At 68.8% G+C, this 15565-nt stretch carries 20 protein-coding genes; 19 read left to right on the top strand and 1 reads right to left on the bottom strand.

The genetic code is table 11. The features are described 5' to 3' along the window. Positions 1-2 precede the first annotated feature (2 nt). The 7 genes from mftA (at position 3) to mftG (ending at position 6564) form a co-directional block, all read left to right on the top strand. Positions 3-92 carry a mycofactocin precursor MftA gene (mftA, locus tag AC5Y5B_RS01370; protein WP_007773607.1) on the top strand — a complete coding sequence of 30 codons (90 nt, stop codon included), beginning with the start codon at positions 3-5 and terminating at the stop codon, positions 90-92. Continuing rightward, positions 77-403, top strand: coding sequence for a mycofactocin biosynthesis chaperone MftB (gene mftB, locus AC5Y5B_RS01365; protein ID WP_205869075.1), 327 nt, complete (start codon positions 77-79; stop codon positions 401-403). Before mftA ends, mftB begins: the two co-directional genes overlap by 16 nt. Further along, a complete protein-coding gene (gene mftC, locus AC5Y5B_RS01360) occupies positions 400-1611 on the top strand; it encodes a mycofactocin radical SAM maturase (RefSeq protein WP_500002897.1) in 1212 nt (403 codons plus the stop codon). Before mftB ends, mftC begins: the two co-directional genes overlap by 4 nt. A 2-nt stretch (positions 1612-1613) precedes the next feature. Next, a complete protein-coding gene (mftD, locus tag AC5Y5B_RS01355) occupies positions 1614-2801 on the top strand; it encodes a pre-mycofactocin synthase MftD (protein ID WP_500002896.1) in 1188 nt (395 codons plus the stop codon). Between the two features lie 164 nt (positions 2802-2965). Next, positions 2966-3697 carry a mycofactocin biosynthesis peptidyl-dipeptidase MftE gene (gene mftE, locus AC5Y5B_RS01350; protein ID WP_500002893.1) on the top strand — a complete coding sequence of 244 codons (732 nt, stop codon included), beginning with the start codon at positions 2966-2968 and terminating at the stop codon, positions 3695-3697. After that, positions 3694-5106, top strand: a complete 1413-nt coding sequence (gene mftF / locus AC5Y5B_RS01345; RefSeq protein WP_112632693.1) for a mycofactocin biosynthesis glycosyltransferase MftF — start codon at positions 3694-3696, stop codon at positions 5104-5106. Before mftE ends, mftF begins: the two co-directional genes overlap by 4 nt. Before the next feature lie 18 nt (positions 5107-5124). Continuing rightward, a complete protein-coding gene (gene mftG / locus AC5Y5B_RS01340) occupies positions 5125-6564 on the top strand; it encodes a mycofactocin dehydrogenase MftG (RefSeq protein WP_500002891.1) in 1440 nt (479 codons plus the stop codon). Positions 6565-7242: 678 nt separating this feature from the next. On the opposite strand, the gene AC5Y5B_RS01335 is transcribed toward mftG, so the two are convergent. After that, a complete protein-coding gene (locus AC5Y5B_RS01335) occupies positions 7243-8832 on the bottom strand; it encodes an MFS transporter (protein WP_112632691.1) in 1590 nt (529 codons plus the stop codon). A gap of 140 nt (positions 8833-8972) precedes the next feature. On the opposite strand from AC5Y5B_RS01335, the gene AC5Y5B_RS01330 reads away from it, so the two are divergent. From AC5Y5B_RS01330 to rpsQ, 12 genes are all read left to right on the top strand, one after another. After that, the gene (locus AC5Y5B_RS01330; protein ID WP_205869080.1) at positions 8973-9572 is read left to right on the top strand and encodes a TetR/AcrR family transcriptional regulator; all 600 of its coding nucleotides are present in this window, start codon (positions 8973-8975) and stop codon (positions 9570-9572) included. 417 nt (positions 9573-9989) lie between these two features. Further along, a complete protein-coding gene (gene rpsJ / locus AC5Y5B_RS01325) occupies positions 9990-10295 on the top strand; it encodes a 30S ribosomal protein S10 (protein WP_003873519.1) in 306 nt (101 codons plus the stop codon). Between the two features lie 13 nt (positions 10296-10308). Continuing rightward, on the top strand, positions 10309-10962 hold the full coding sequence (rplC, locus tag AC5Y5B_RS01320; RefSeq protein WP_066869357.1) for a 50S ribosomal protein L3: 654 nt from the start codon (positions 10309-10311) through the stop codon (positions 10960-10962). Continuing rightward, positions 10962-11627, top strand: coding sequence for a 50S ribosomal protein L4 (gene rplD, locus AC5Y5B_RS01315; RefSeq protein ID WP_500002888.1), 666 nt, complete (start codon positions 10962-10964; stop codon positions 11625-11627). Before rplC ends, rplD begins: the two co-directional genes overlap by 1 nt. Next, positions 11628-11930 carry a 50S ribosomal protein L23 gene (gene rplW, locus AC5Y5B_RS01310; protein WP_007773589.1) on the top strand — a complete coding sequence of 101 codons (303 nt, stop codon included), beginning with the start codon at positions 11628-11630 and terminating at the stop codon, positions 11928-11930. 28 nt (positions 11931-11958) lie between these two features. Next, entirely contained in the window at positions 11959-12801 is an 843-nt protein-coding gene (gene rplB / locus AC5Y5B_RS01305) for a 50S ribosomal protein L2 (protein ID WP_007773586.1), read from the top strand. A 17-nt stretch (positions 12802-12818) separates the two neighbouring features. Beyond that, entirely contained in the window at positions 12819-13100 is a 282-nt protein-coding gene (gene rpsS, locus AC5Y5B_RS01300; protein WP_007773585.1) for a 30S ribosomal protein S19, read from the top strand. Beyond that, complete coding sequence (gene rplV / locus AC5Y5B_RS01295; RefSeq protein ID WP_112632688.1) at positions 13097-13663, top strand: 50S ribosomal protein L22; 567 nt, start codon at positions 13097-13099, stop codon at positions 13661-13663. Before rpsS ends, rplV begins: the two co-directional genes overlap by 4 nt. Then, positions 13663-14502 (top strand): 30S ribosomal protein S3, encoded by an 840-nt coding sequence (rpsC, locus tag AC5Y5B_RS01290; protein ID WP_500002885.1) that lies wholly within the window; start codon positions 13663-13665, stop codon positions 14500-14502. Before rplV ends, rpsC begins: the two co-directional genes overlap by 1 nt. 3 nt (positions 14503-14505) lie before the next feature. Next, positions 14506-14922 (top strand): 50S ribosomal protein L16, encoded by a 417-nt coding sequence (gene rplP, locus AC5Y5B_RS01285; RefSeq protein WP_007773582.1) that lies wholly within the window; start codon positions 14506-14508, stop codon positions 14920-14922. After that, a complete protein-coding gene (rpmC, locus tag AC5Y5B_RS01280) occupies positions 14922-15155 on the top strand; it encodes a 50S ribosomal protein L29 (protein WP_055401869.1) in 234 nt (77 codons plus the stop codon). The genes rplP and rpmC overlap by 1 nt, the downstream gene beginning before the upstream one ends. After that, on the top strand, positions 15155-15502 hold the full coding sequence (gene rpsQ, locus AC5Y5B_RS01275; RefSeq protein WP_067833783.1) for a 30S ribosomal protein S17: 348 nt from the start codon (positions 15155-15157) through the stop codon (positions 15500-15502). The genes rpmC and rpsQ overlap by 1 nt, the downstream gene beginning before the upstream one ends. Positions 15503-15565: the final 63 nt, after the last annotated feature.

The raw sequence follows: 15565 nt of genomic DNA, 5'->3' as shown, positions 1-15565 counted from the left end.
CCGTGGACCACGAGACCGAAACTGACACCCAGCTCGTCACCGAAACCCTGGTCGAAGAGGTATCGATCGACGGCATGTGCGGGGTCTACTGACCGTGCCCGCGCCCGCGCAGGCCCGGACGGCACCCCCGTTCGATCCTGATCGCGGCTGGCGGCTGCACCCGCAGGTGGCGGTTCGGCCGGAACCGTTCGGCGCGCTGCTCTACCACTTCGGTACCCGCAAGCTGTCGTTCCTGAAGAACCGCACCATCCTCACGGTGGTGCAGTCGCTGGCCGACCACCCCGACATCCGGTCCGCCTGCCGCGCGGCGGGAGTTCAGGACGCCGCGCAGGCGCCGTACCTGCATGCGCTGGGTGTGCTCGTCGATTCCAACATGCTGGTGCCCCGGGAGGACAACCAATGACCGCGCCATCGCAGGCACCCGTGCCGCGACTGATCGAGCAGTTCGAGCACGGGCTCGACGCACCCATCTGCCTCACCTGGGAGCTCACGTACGCCTGCAACCTGGCTTGCGTGCACTGCCTGTCCTCGTCGGGCAAGCGGGACCCGCGCGAGCTGTCCACCCGTCAGTGCATGGACATCATCGACGAGCTGGAACGCATGCAGGTGTTCTACGTCAACATCGGCGGCGGGGAACCCACTGTGCGCCCGGACTTTTGGGAGCTGGTCGACTACGCGACCGCCCACCACGTCGGGGTGAAGTTCTCCACCAACGGTGTGCGGATCGCGCCCGAGGTGGCCGCGCGGCTGGCGGCCAGCGACTACGTCGACGTCCAGATCTCGCTGGACGGCGCCACCGCCGAGGTCAACGACGCCGTGCGCGGACCCGGGTCGTTCGACATGGCGGTGCGGGCGCTGCAAAACCTTGCCGACGCCGGCTTCTCCGACGCCAAGATCTCCGTGGTCGTCACCCGGCACAACGTTGACCAGCTCGACGAATTCGCCGCGCTGGCAAGCCGTTACGGCGCCACGCTGCGGATCACCCGGCTGCGCCCGTCCGGGCGCGGCGCCGATGTCTGGGAAGAACTGCACCCCACCGCCGACCAGCAGGTCCAGCTGTATGACTGGCTGGTCGCCAAGGGCGAGCGGGTGCTCACCGGCGACTCCTTCTTCCACCTGGCCCCGCTCGGCGGGTCCGGCGCCCTGGCCGGCCTGAACATGTGCGGAGCCGGGCGCGTCGTGTGCCTGATCGACCCGGTCGGCGACGTCTACGCCTGCCCGTTCGCCATCCACGACCGCTTCCTGGCCGGAAACGTGGTGTCCGACGGGGGATTTGACAACGTCTGGAAGAACGCCCCGTTGTTCCGCGAGCTGCGCGAGCCGCAGTCGGCCGGCGCCTGCGGCAGCTGCGGGCACTACGACAGCTGCCGGGGTGGATGCATGGCCGCCAAGTTCTTCACCGGGCTGCCGCTGGACGGGCCGGACCCCGAATGCGTCCAGGGGCACAGCGCGGCGGCGCTGGCGCACGACCGCGAGACGCCGCGCCCCCGGGCCGACCACTCCCGCGGCAAGCGCATCCGCCAACCGGTGCCGCTCACCCTGTCGCTGCGGCCGCCGGCCATCACGCCGGCGACACCGCCGGCCCGCATGTGTAACGAAAGTCCGGTGTAACCATGGCCGACGCATGGTTTGAAACCGTCGCCATCGCGCAGCAACGCGCCAAGCGCCGGTTGCCGAAATCGGCGTATTCGTCGTTGATCTCGGCCAGCGAAAAGGGAGTCACGGTCTCCGACAACGTGGCAGCCTTCAGCGAACTCGGATTCGCCCCACACGTCATCGGCGCGCAGGAGAAGCGCGACCTGTCGACCAGTGTTATGGGACAAGACATTTCGCTGCCGGTGCTGATCTCGCCGACCGGCGTGCAGGCGGTGCACCCCGACGGTGAGGTCGCCGTCGCGCGGGCCGCCGCCGCCCGCGGCACCGCCATGGGGCTGTCCTCGTTCGCCAGCAAGCCGATCGAAGAGGTCATCGCGGCGAACCCCAAGGTGTTCTTCCAGGTGTACTGGCTGGGTGATCGCGACGCGATCGCCGCGCGGGTCGAGCGCGCCCGGGCGGCCGGGGCCGTGGGACTGATCGTGACCACCGACTGGAGCTTCTCGCACGGCCGGGACTGGGGCAGCCCGTCGATCCCGGAGAAGATGGACTTCAAGACCATCGTCAAGATGAGCCCGGAGGTCATCACCAAGCCGCGGTGGCTGCTGCAGTGGGCGAAGACCATGCGACCGCCGGAGCTGCGCGTGCCCAACCAGGGCCGTCGCGGCGAACCCGGCCCCCCGTTCTTTCAGGCCTACGGGGAATGGATGGGTACGCCGCCGCCGACCTGGGAGGACATCGCCTGGCTGCGGGAGCTGTGGGGCGGGCCCTTCATGCTCAAGGGCGTGATGCGCGTCGACGACGCCAAAAGGGCGGTGGACGCGGGGGTTTCGGCCATTTCGGTGTCGAACCACGGCGGCAACAATCTGGACGGCACCCCGGCCTCGATTCGCGCCCTGCCCGCGGTGGCCGCGGCCGTCGGCGACCAGATCGAGGTGGTTCTCGACGGCGGTATCCGGCGCGGCAGCGACGTCGTCAAGGCGGTGGCGCTGGGGGCGCGCGCGGTGATGATCGGCCGGGCCTACCTGTGGGGTCTGGCCGCGGCCGGGCAACCGGGTGTGGAGAACGTGCTCGACATCCTGCGCGGTGGCATCGACTCGGCGCTGATGGGTCTGGGCCTGTCCTCGGTGCACGACCTCGGACCGGACCACATCCTGGTCCCACCCGGGTTCACCCGGGCGCTGGGCGTGCCCTCAGGCGGCGCTTAGCGCAAGCCCGGTTATCCAGGGCGGATATATCCGGATTAAGTGACGCTCGCGCAAATCGTGATACGGGCGGGGTAACCGTGACGGACGAGCCCACGATTCGAACGCCCGATGAACGACCGAAGAAAAAAAGTCATTTTGAAGCTCCAACAATCGGTGCACGCCAGGTGAATTCGTCCTACCATCACCGAGTGCCCGTACTCGGCGACTTGGGAACCGCGACGTCGAGCCAGCTATCAGACAAGGCGGCCTCGGTAATGGTTCCGCTGGGGTCGACCGAACAACACGGTCCCCACCTGCCGCTGGACACCGACACCCGGATCGCAACGGCGGTCGCCCGCGGCGCTCGAGGCCGTCTCGGCCACGAGTGGCTGGTGGCGCCGCCCCTGGCCTACGGAGCCAGCGGCGAGCACCAGAGCTTCGCCGGAACGATCTCGCTGGGCACCGAGGCGCTGACCACCCTGCTGGTCGAGTACGGCAGGTCAGCGGCCGAATGGGCCCGGCGGATCGTGTTCATCAACGGCCACGGCGGCAATGTCACCGCGCTGCGCAGCGCGGTGGCCCTGTTGCGCACCGAGGGCCGCGACGCCGGCTGGTGCCCCTGCCTGGCCACCGGTGGCGACGCCCACGCCGGCCATACCGAAACATCGGTGCTGCTGCACATCTCGCCGGCCGATGTCCGGACCGATCGGCGGGTGGCCGGCAACACCGCACCGCTGCCCGAGTTGCTCGGGTCGATGCGCCGCGGGGGAGTGGCGGCGGTCAGCCCGGTCGGCGTCCTCGGTGACCCGACCACCGCCACCGCCGCCGAGGGCGAGCGGATCCTCACCGAGATGGTCGACGGCTGTGTCCGGCGAGTCGCCCGCTGGCGCCCCGGGCCCGACGGGATGCTGGCGTGACCGCGCCCCGGCTGCCCAACGGGTTCGCCGTTCAGGTCGATCGCCGGGTGCGGGTGCTCGGCGACGGCTCGGCGCTGCTCGGCGGTTCGCCCACCCGGCTGCTCAAGCTCGCTCCCGCCGCCCAGGACATGCTCTCGGACGGCCGGCTGAAGGTGCGCGATGAGCTGTCCGCCCAGCTGGCCCGCACCCTGCTGGACGCGACGGTGGCGCATCCCCGGCCCGCGGGCGGCCCGTCGCACCATGACGTCACGGTGGTAATTCCCGTGCGGGACAACCCATCTGGTGTGCGACGCCTGGTGAGTTCACTGCGCGGCCTGCGCGTCGTCGTGGTGGACGACGGCTCGTTTCCCCCGATCGTCCCCGACGACTTCGTCGGCGCGCATTGCGACATCGAGGTGCTGCGACACGACCGCAGCAGGGGCCCGGCGGCGGCCCGCAACACCGGGCTCAGGGCGTGCCGGACGGACTTCGTCGCCTTCTTGGACTCCGACGTCGCCCCGCGCCGGGGCTGGCTGGAGGCCCTGCTCGGGCACTTCTGCGATCCCACGGTCGGCCTCGTCGCGCCCCGCATCGTCGGCCTGTCGCACAGCGAGAACGTGGTGGCACGCTACGAGGCGGTGCACTCCTCGCTCGACCTCGGTGAGCGCGAAGCGCCCGTGCTGCCGCACAGCACGGTGTCGTATGTGCCCAGCGCGGCGATCATCTGCCGGTGCTCGGCGATCCGGGAGGTCGGCGGGTTCGACGAGACCCTGCAGTCCGGTGAGGACGTCGACCTGTGCTGGCGGCTCATCGAGGCGGGCGCTCGGCTGCGCTACGAACCGATCGCCCTGGTCGCCCACGACCACCGCACCGAATTGCGGGATTGGCTGGCGCGCAAAGCCTTTTACGGCGGCTCGGCGGCCCCGCTGTCGGTGCGCCACCCGGACAAGACGGCGCCGGTGGTGATCTCCGGCTGGGCGCTGATGACCTGGATCCTGATGGCCTTCGGGTCCACCCTGTCGCGGCTGGCGTCCATCCTGCTCGCCGTGGTGACCGGTCGGCGGATCGCGCGGGCGATGCGCACCGCCGAGACGTCGATGACCGACGTCGCGATGATCGCGGGCCGCGGCCTGTGGTCGGCGGCGCTGCAGCTGGCGTCGGCGCTGTGCCGGCACTACTGGCCACTGGCACTGGTGGCCGCCACCATGTCGCGTCATTTCCGGCGGGTGGTCCTGGTCGCGGCCGTCATGGACGGGGTGGTCGACTGGCTTCGCCGCCGCGACGCCATCGGCGACGATGTCGAACCGATCGGGCTGCCCACCTACCTGTTGCTCAAGCGCGTCGACGACCTCGCGTACGGGCTCGGATTGTGGTGGGGTGTGCTGCGGGAACGCAACGTGCGAGCCCTAAAACCCCAGATCCGGAATTAATCGCACCTTGACCCGCCCTTGAGTAAGGCCGTCTCGCACAGCGACGTGCTGATCGTCGGCGCGGGTAGCGCAGGATCGGTTGTTGCGGAACGTCTTTCCGCCGATCCGCAATGTTCGGTGAGCGTCCTGGAGGCGGGCCCGGCGCTCGACGACCCGGGGCTGCTCGCCCAGACCACCAACGGCTTGCAATTGCCGATAGGCGTCGGCAGCCCGCTGGTCCGGCGGTACCAGACCCGGCTCACCGACGAACCCGCCCGCCAGCACCCCATCGTGCGCGGGGCGACCGTGGGCGGATCGGGCGCGATCAACGGCGGCTACTTCTGCCGGGGGTTACCGCGCGACTTCGAGCGCATGGCCATACCGGGCTGGGGCTGGCCCGACGTGCTGGACAGCTTCCGCGCCATCGAGACCGACCTGGACTTCGACGGTCCGGTGCATGGGCGCAGCGGCCCCATCCGGGTGCGCCGCACGCGCGACATGACCGGGACCACCGAGCGTTTCATCGGCGCCGCCCAGCGCGCCGGGTTCGACTGGATCGCCGACCTCAATGACGCTGCACCAGAACCGGTTTCGGGAATCGGCGCCGTCCCGCTCAACATCGTCGACGGCGTGCGACGGGGTTCCGGGTCGGAATACCTCATCCCGGCGCTGCGCCGGCCGAACCTGACCGTGCATGCGCGGACCCGGGCGGCCCGCCTGCGTTTTTCCGGCACCGCCGCGGTGGGCGTGGACGCGATCGGCCCGCACGGCCGGGTGGCCTTCACCGCCGACCGGGTGGTGTTGTGCGCGGGCGCGATCGAGACGGCGCACCTGCTGATGCTCTCGGGCATCGGTGACGAGGCCATGCTGACCGCCGCCGGCGTGCCGGTGCTGGCGCCGCTGCCGGTGGGGACGTCGTTCAGCGATCACGCCGAATGGGTGCTGCCCACGGATTGGACGGTGGCCCCCGGCCGGCCGGTGCTCGAGGTGGTGCTGTGCACCGCCGACGGTCTCGAGATCCGGCCGTACACCGGTGGATTCGTGGCGATGACCGGTGACGGCACCGCCGGACATGCCGACTGGCCACACCTCGGGGTGGCGCTGATGCAACCAGGCGCGCGGGGGCGCATGATGCTGGTCTCGGCCGATCCCGAGGTGTCGCCGCGCATCGAACACCGCTACGACAGCGAGCCCGACGACGTCGCGGCGCTGCGCCGGGGCAGCGAGCTGGCCCGCGAATTGGCCGGTGGCACAGTCGATGCCACGGCGGTGGTCTGGTCGACCTCGCAACATCTCTGCGGCACCGCACCGATGGGTGCCGACGGCGACCCGCGGGCCGTCGTCGACCCGCGGTGCCGAGTCCTCGGCATCGACAACCTGTGGGTGATCGACGGCTCGATCCTGCCGGCGATCACCAGCCGCGGGCCGCACGCCACGATCGTGATGATCGGGCATCGGGCCGCGCAGTTCGTCCAGTGAAGGCCGGTGGGCGGGCCGCGACGCGGTAACCGAAATCCTCGGCACCGCGGCGGCCCGCCCGAAGAGGCGGCGACTCTCATGCGGTCCACGTAGATGGCCACGACAAGTGGCTGTGCGCGCGCAGATGTGCGTCGCGCGAACAATGCGTCGCAATATTCGTGGACGGCACGACCGCCATCTCATTCCTCGATAGCCCGTGCGTGTCTGTTGTCAGTTACCTCCTTTCGCCGGACTGCGAACGACGTTGGCACGGCGGAGGGGAACGCTGCCGTGCCCACACCAGGGAGGCCGGCCATCGGCCATCGGCGGCACGCGGACGCGTCGAGCGCGTGACGCGCGTCGGCGCGATGGAGACCAGGGTGGACGTGCGGCGCCGCTCACGGCGCGCCGCGGGCAACTCGCAGTTGGGGTATCGAACCGGCACGTTCGGTCGCCGCAGGCGCATCCATTCGGCCTCCACGATCGCCGCCGCCTCACGGATCGCCGCGCATGCCGGCTCGACCCCGCTCGTAACGCCCATCAACACCACATCCACCTCGGGAGTACAGAGATGACTTGTATCTGTCGATATACATCTCTGATACCAGAATCGGCGGGCCGTTGCAAGGCTTTCGGGGCGCCGCCACGCACGTTGAAACCGCTGTCGGACAACGGCATTGGCCGTGCTCGAAAGGGGGCTCAGTGACGTGACAGCAATCGCCGCACCGGCCGCAGCTGACGGCCGTCGCGGCCGGGAGCCCACACCCCGATCGCCAGCGCGGCGACGGCGACGATCGCGGCCATCGTGATGGTGGAGGCGTGCAGGGCCGCCAGGAACGCGGACTTGCTGATGTCGGCCAGCTGCCGGCCCTGCGGTCCGAGCCGCCCGGCGATCTCGACCGCCTTGGCCAGCGAGTCGGTGGCCTGACCCCGGACCGGTGCGGGAAACCCCGACAGCCGCGGTGCGAGCTCGTGCGAGTAGCGACCGGCCAGGATGGAACCGGCCACCGCGATGCCCAGCGCGCCGCCCATCTCGCGGGACGTGTCGTTGACCGCGGAGGCGACGCCCTGCTTCTCGTCGGGAACCGCACCCATGATCGCCGAGGTCGTCGGTGCCGTGCAGATTCCGATACCGGTCGCGAGAATGAGGGTGGGCCAGGCGAATTCGAGGTAGGTGGAGTGCAGGTCCAGCCAGTACATGCACCCGAACCCGACCGCCATCAGCAAGGTGCCGACGAACAACACCAGCCGCAGACCCAGCTTGGGCACATACCAGAACGACAGGGCCGAGAAGATGCCCAGCGGCGCCATGAACGGCCCGAACGCGGTCGCCGTCGCCAGCGCGGAGTAACCCATGATCTGCTGCACGTACTGCATGCCGATGTAGAAGAACCCGAAGGTGGCGCCGAACAGGATGACGATCGCGGTCACCCCGGTGGTGAAGTTCGGGTCGGCGAACAAGCGGACATCCAGCAGTGGTTGCCGGCCGCGGGCCGCCAGGCGCAACTCAAGGGCGCCGAATGCCGCGGCCATGACCGCGCCGACGGCCAACCCGCCCCACACCAGTGGGTCGCTCCACCCGCGCCCGGGCGCCTCCAGGATGGCGGCTACCGCGACGGCGACCGCCACGCCGATCAGGACCGCGCCCGGCGCGTCGACCCGGGGCGCCCCCGCGTCGCGCGACGATGCCACGGTCCAGGCCAGCGCGAAAATCACCAGGCCGGCGATGCCCAGGGACCAGAAGATGGCATGCCAGTCCCAAAAGCGAAGCAGCAGGCCAGAACCGAGCATGCCCAGCACGCCACCGGAACCGGCCGTCCCCGCCCAGATGCCAACGGCCTTGGTGCGCTCGTCTTTTGGATAGGCCACCGTCAGCAGCGACAGCGTGGCAGGCATGACGAACGCGGCGCCGATCCCGGCCACCGCCCGGCCCGCGATGATCTGGGACGGGTTGTGCAGCAGCGCCGGTGCCATCGAGCCGATCGAGAACACCAGCAGGCCGATCAGCAGCGCGCCGCGCCGGCCGTAGCGGTCACCGATCGCGCCGGCCGGCAGCAGCAGGCAGGCCAGCGCCACGGTGTAGCCGTCGACGACCCAGTTCAGTTGCGACGCGGTGGCCGACGTGGCCACCGCCAGGTCGCCGAGCGCGGTGTTCAAGGCCGTCATCGACGCCACGACCAGGGCGACACCCATGCAGGCGACGGCCAGCGTCCAGTTTCGGGCCCGGAAGCTACCGCCGATGGCGATCCCGTCAGTACGCTGGTCATTCCGGACGAGGGTTTCGACCATGCGGCGCGCCTCCTTAAGGGTGGGCCAAGTTTCGAGACCAATAGTCTTGTAGATAGACCGATAGTCTTGTTTTCAAACAGGAGGCCGCAATTACCACCGGGACGTCCGATCCGCGCCCGGCTCGGTCACGAGCCAGGCTGCTGGAAGCCGCCGTCGCGCTGCTGCGCGCCGGGGGTCCCAGCGCGGTGACGGTCGACGCGGTCACCCGCACCGCCAACGTGGCCCGGGCAACCCTGTATCGTCACTTCCCGAGCGGAAACGATTTACTGGCAGCGGCTTTCAACAGCCTGATACCGGCATCACCCACCCCACCGGCCGAGGGTTCGCTGCGCGACCGGCTTGTCGCGGTGGTGCTGGCCCAGGCCGAGGCCGTTGCCCTGGCGCCCACCATGATGACCGCCATGTCCTGGCTCGCGCTGGGTCGCGACCTGGAAGGCATGCCCGAGCCGCGGCGCGCCCACAACGCCGACAGCGCGGCCATCACCACCCTGCGCGAGCGCATCGCCCAGCAGTACGCGGAGCCCTTCGACGCCATCTTCGACAGCCCCGAGGCCGCCCAACTGGGGGAGGTGGACCGGTCGCGGGCGATCGCCCTGCTGATCGGGCCGCTGGTGCTGGGCCGGCTGTCCACCCTGCCCGACTTCGACTACCGGCAATGCGCGCTGGAGGCCGTCGACGGCTTCCTGCACGTTCAGTGCGCCCGATCCGGCGCGGCGAACATCGAATCGGCGGGGGCCTGAGGCCCGGCGTCCCGCCGGCTCAACGCCTCTGACCAGTGCGTTTATGCTACGGTGCTACCGTCTGCCAGGCGGGTGCGGCGGATTCGGACCGGGATCCCGGCCGAATTTTGTTCGGGCCCGATCTTCAGGCATACTGTTCAGGTTGCCTTGAGCCGGGTTTGCGCCTGGTCGGGCATACGACCAGCGTCCAAACGGGCGCGTCCGGTCCCATCCTTTGAGAGCGACGAATTTCGGTCGCGGATGAGGCTGCGTGAGGGTGACACGCCCGACCGCGGGGGCCGGTGGACCACGACAGGTAAACAGCGGCGCAATATCCGGCGCAACGCTCGATCGGCCCAGAGTTGGCCGGCCCGATCGGCGCGCCGGTGGCACCAGGCCCGGGTTTCGGGCCTCAACAGGAGTGAGGGTAGGAGAAGCGTGGCGGGACAGAAGATCCGCATCAGGCTTAAGGCCTACGACCATGAGGCTATTGACGCGTCGGCGCGCAAGATCGTCGAGACCGTCGTCCGCACGGGTGCCAGTGTTGTAGGTCCGGTGCCGCTGCCGACTGAGAAGAACGTGTATTGCGTCATCCGCTCACCGCACAAGTACAAGGACTCGCGGGAGCACTTCGAGATGCGCACGCACAAGCGGCTGATCGACATCCTCGACCCGACGCCGAAGACCGTCGACGCGCTGATGCGCATCGACCTTCCGGCCAGTGTCGACGTCAACATCCAGTAGGAGATCCAGACTCATGGCAAGAAAAGGCATTCTGGGTACCAAGCTGGGCATGACGCAGGTGTTCGACGAGAACAACAGGGTCGTGCCGGTGACGGTCGTCAAGGCCGGCCCGAACGTGGTGACCCGGATCCGTACCCCCGAGCGCGACGGCTACAGCGCCGTGCAGCTGGCCTACGGCGAGATCAGTCCCCGCAAGGTCAACAAGCCGGTGACCGGTCAGTACGCCGCCGCGGGCGTCAACCCGCGCCGGTTTTTGGCCGAGCTGCGACTGGAAAACCCCGAGGCGGCCGCCGAATACGAAGTCGGCCAGGAGCTGACGGCGGAGATCTTCGCCGACGGCGCCTACGTCGACGTTACGGGCACCTCCAAGGGCAAGGGCTTCGCCGGCACCATGAAGCGCCACGGCTTCCGCGGTCAGGGCGCCAGCCACGGTGCCCAGGCGGTGCACCGGCGGCCCGGCTCCATCGGCGGCTGCGCCACCCCCGCCCGGGTGTTCAAGGGCACCCGGATGGCGGGCCGGATGGGTAGCGACCGGGTGACCGTCCAGAACCTGTTGGTGCACAAGGTCGATACCGAGAACGGCGTGCTGTTGATCAAGGGCGCGGTCCCCGGCCGCACCGGTGGACTCGTGGTGGTCCGCAGCGCGGTCAAGCGAGGTGAGAAGTAATGGCATCGGTGAAGATTGACGTCAAGACGCCGGGCGGCAAGGTCGAGGGCTCGATGGAGTTGCCGGCCGAATTGTTCGACGCTCCGGCCAACATCGCGCTGATGCACCAGGTCGTCACCGCACAGCGGGCGGCGGCGCGTCAGGGCACGCACTCGACCAAGACCCGCGGCGACGTCAGCGGCGGTGGCCGTAAGCCGTACCGGCAGAAGGGAACCGGTCGGGCCCGTCAGGGTTCGACGCGCGCCCCGCAGTTCACCGGTGGTGGCATCGTGCACGGCCCCAAGCCCCGCGACTACAGCCAGCGCACGCCCAAGAAGATGATCGCCGCGGCGTTGCGCGGCGCCCTGTCCGACCGGGCGCGCAACGGCCGCATCCACGCGATCACCGAGCTGGTGTCGGGTCAGACGCCGTCGACCAAGAACGCCAGGGCGTTTCTGGGCACGCTGACCGACCGCAAGCAGGTGCTGGTCGTGATCGGCCGCAGCGACGAGGCCGGCGCCAAGAGCGTGCGCAACCTGCCCGGTGTGCACCTGCTGACTCCCGACCAGCTCAACACCTATGACGTGCTGCGCTCCGACGACGTGGTGTTCAGCGTTGAGGCGCTGCGCGCCTATATCGCCGGGGCCACCGGCGGTGCCGACAAGGATGTGGAGGTAACGGCGTAGATGGCGACCATCACTGACCCCCGCGACATCATTCTGGGCCCGGTCATCTCGGAGAAGTCCTATTCGTTGCTCGACGACAACGTGTACACGTTTGTGGTGCACCCCGATTCGAACAAGACGCAGATCAAGATCGCTATCGAGAAGATCTTCTCCGTCAAGGTCGCATCGGTGAACACCGCGAACCGGCAAGGTAAGCGCAAGCGCACCAGGACCGGCTTCGGCAAGCGCAAGAGCACCAAGCGGGCCATCGTCACGCTGGCGCCGGGTAGCAAGCCGATCGATCTGTTCGGGGCACCGGCGTAGCCGCCGCGAGAGGAAGACCTGATTAGACATGGCAATTCGTAAGTACAAGCCGACGAGCCCAGGCCGCCGCGGCTCGAGCGTGTCCGATTTCTCCGAGGTCACTCGTTCCACCCCGGAGAAGTCGCTGGTGCGCCCGCTGCACGGTCACGGTGGCCGGAACGCGCACGGCCGCATCACCACCCGCCACAAGGGTGGCGGCCACAAGCGCGCCTACCGGGTGATCGACTTCCGCCGCAACGACAAAGACGGCGTGAACGCCAAGGTCGCGCACATCGAGTACGACCCCAACCGCACCGCCAACATCGCGTTGCTGCACTTCCTGGACGGCGAGAAGCGCTACATCATTGCGCCGCAGGGCCTTTCGCAGGGCGACGTGGTGGAGTGCGGGCCGAACGCCGACATCAAGCCGGGCAACAACCTGCCGCTGCGCAACATCCCGGCCGGTACCGTGATCCACGCCGTGGAGCTGCGGCCGGGCGGCGGTGCCAAGCTGGCGCGGTCGGCCGGGTCGAGCATCCAGTTGCTCGGTAAAGAGGGCACCTACGCGTCGCTGCGTATGCCCAGCGGCGAGATCCGCCGCGTCGACGTGCGCTGCCGCGCCACCGTCGGCGAGGTCGGCAACGCCGAACAGGCGAACATCAACTGGGGCAAGGCCGGCCGGATGCGGTGGAAGGGCAAGCGCCCCTCCGTCCGTGGTGTGGTCATGAACCCGGTGGACCACCCGCACGGTGGTGGCGAGGGCAAGACCTCCGGTGGTCGCCACCCGGTGAGCCCGTGGGGCAAGCCCGAGGGCCGCACCCGTCACCCGAACAAGGCCAGTAACAAGCTCATTGTCCGACGCCGGCGCACCGGCAAGAAGCACGGTCGCTAGGAAGTCAGGAGTAGCACATGCCACGCAGCCTGAAGAAGGGCCCGTTCGTCGATGGCCACCTGCTCAAGAAGGTGGACACGCAGAACGAGAAGAACACCAAACAGGTGATCAAGACATGGTCGCGGCGTTCGACGATCATTCCTGACTTCATCGGCCACACCTTCGCCGTCCACGACGGACGCAAGCACGTCCCGGTGTTCGTCACCGAGGCGATGGTCGGCCACAAGCTTGGTGAATTCGCGCCCACCCGCACCTTCAAGGGACACATCAAGGACGACCGGAAGGCCAAACGGCGATGACCACAACGGAATTCCCATCGGCGGTGGCCAAAGCACGGTTCGTGCGGGTGTCGCCGAGAAAGGCGCGCCGGGTGATCGACCTGGTGCGCGGCCGCTCGGTGGCCGACGCGCTGGACATCTTGCGCTGGGCCCCGCAGGCGGCCAGTGAGCCGGTGGCCAAGGTGATCGCCAGTGCCGCGGCCAACGCGCAGAACAACAACGGGCTGGACCCGGCGACCCTGGTGGTCGCCACCGTCTACGCCGACGAGGGCCCCACCGCCAAGCGCATCCGCCCGCGCGCCCAGGGCCGCGCGTTCCGGATCCGCAAGCGCACCAGCCACATCACCGTCGTGGTGGAAAGCCGGCCGGGCAAGGACCAGGGGTCGGCGAAGTCGACCCGGGCCCGTCGCGCCGAGGCCAGCAAGGCCGCCGCGAAGGCCCCCGCCAAGAAAGCGCCGGCCAACAAGGCACCCGCCAAGAAGGCGGCCGCCAAAGCGCCCGCGAAGAAGGCCGCCAAGAAAGCCACCGAGAAAGCCGAAGCCAAGACGTCTGAGACCTCTGACGCGAAGGGAGGCTCAGACTAGTGGGCCAGAAGATCAATCCGCACGGTTTCCGGCTGGGCATCACCACCGACTGGAAGTCGCGCTGGTACGCCGACAAGCAGTACGCCGACTACGTCAAGGAAGACGTCGCCATCCGGCGGCTGCTCTCGACCGGCCTCGAGCGGGCCGGGATCGCCGACGTGGAGATCGAGCGCACCCGCGACCGGGTCCGGGTCGACATCCACACCGCGCGCCCCGGCATCGTCATCGGCCGCCGCGGCACCGAGGCCGACCGGATCCGTGCCGACCTGGAGAAGCTGACCGGCAAGCAGGTTCAGCTCAACATCCTCGAGGTGCGCAACCCGGAGTCGCAGGCGCAGCTGGTGGCCCAGGGCGTCGCCGAGCAGCTGAGCAACCGCGTGGCGTTCCGCCGGGCGATGCGTAAGGCGATCCAGTCGGCGATGCGCCAGCCCAACGTCAAGGGCATCCGGGTGCAGTGCTCGGGCCGTCTCGGCGGCGCCGAGATGAGCCGCTCGGAGTTCTACCGCGAGGGCCGGGTGCCGCTGCACACGCTGCGCGCCGACATCGACTACGGCCTGTACGAAGCCAAGACCACCTTCGGCCGGATCGGCGTGAAGGTGTGGATCTACAAGGGCGACATCGTCGGTGGCAAGCGCGAATTGGCCGCGGCCGCTCCGGCAGGCGCCGAGCGTTCGCGCCGCGAGCGTCCGTCGGGCACCCGTCCGCGTCGCAGCGGCGCCTCGGGCACCACGGCCACCAGCACCGAGGCCGGCCGCGCGGCCGCCAGCGCCGAAGAGGGCACTGCGGCCGCGGCGGTCCAGTCCGCACCCGCTGCAGAACCACAAAGCACGGAGAGCTGAATCATGTTGATTCCCCGCAGGGTTAAACACCGCAAGCAGCACCACCCCCGCCAGCGCGGCATCGCCAGTGGCGGCACCGCGGTGAACTTCGGTGACTACGGCATCCAGGCCCTCGAGCACGCCTACGTCACCAACCGGCAGATCGAGTCCGCTCGTATCGCCATCAACCGGCACATCAAGCGTGGCGGCAAGGTGTGGATCAACGTCTTCCCGGACCGGCCGCTGACCAAGAAGCCCGCCGAAACCCGCATGGGTTCGGGTAAGGGTTCGCCGGAGTGGTGGGTCGTCAACGTCAAGCCGGGCCGGGTGCTGTTCGAACTCAGCTACCCCAACGAGCAGACCGCCCGGGCGGCGCTGACCCGCGCGATCCACAAGTTGCCGATCAAGGCCCGCATCGTGACTCGAGAGGATCAGTTCTGATGGCAGTGGGAATTTCGCCTGGCGAACTGCGTGAGCTCACCGAAGAGGAGCTGACCGAGCGGTTGCGCGAATCCAAGGAAGAGCTGTTCAATCTGCGTTTCCAGATGGCGACCGGACAGCTCACCAACAACCGCCGGCTCCGCACGGTGCGTCAGGAGATCGCGCGCGTCTACACCGTGCTGCGCGAACGAGAACTGGGCCTGGCATCCGGGCCCGACGGTAAGGAATCGTGATGGCAGAAGCCAAGAAGGCTGCCCCCAAGAAGGCCGCCGCAACCGAGGCCGCGTCGAAGGACAAGGGCCCCAAGCACACTCCGGCCAACCCGAAGGTGCGGGGACGGCGCAAGGTGCGCATCGGCTACGTGGTGAGCGACAAGATGCAGAAGACCATCGTGGTCGAGCTCGAGGACCGCGTGCGTCACCCGCTGTACGGCAAGATCATCCGGACCACCACGAAGGTCAAGGCGCACGACGAGAACAGCACGGCCGGAATCGGTGACCGCGTCTCGTTGATGGAGACGCGCCCGACGTCGGCGACCAAGCGCTGGCGTCTCGTCGAAATTCTGGAAAAGGCTAAGTAACCCGCCGGCGTATTCGCGTTCGCCGAGCGTAACCTCACTGCGAAAGAACGCCGGAATTTTCGC

Source organism: Mycobacterium sp. NGS33 (genome assembly GCF_059812885.1).
The sequence above is the reverse complement of the archived record's forward strand: the minus strand, read 5'-3'. Positions and strand labels throughout refer to the sequence as shown.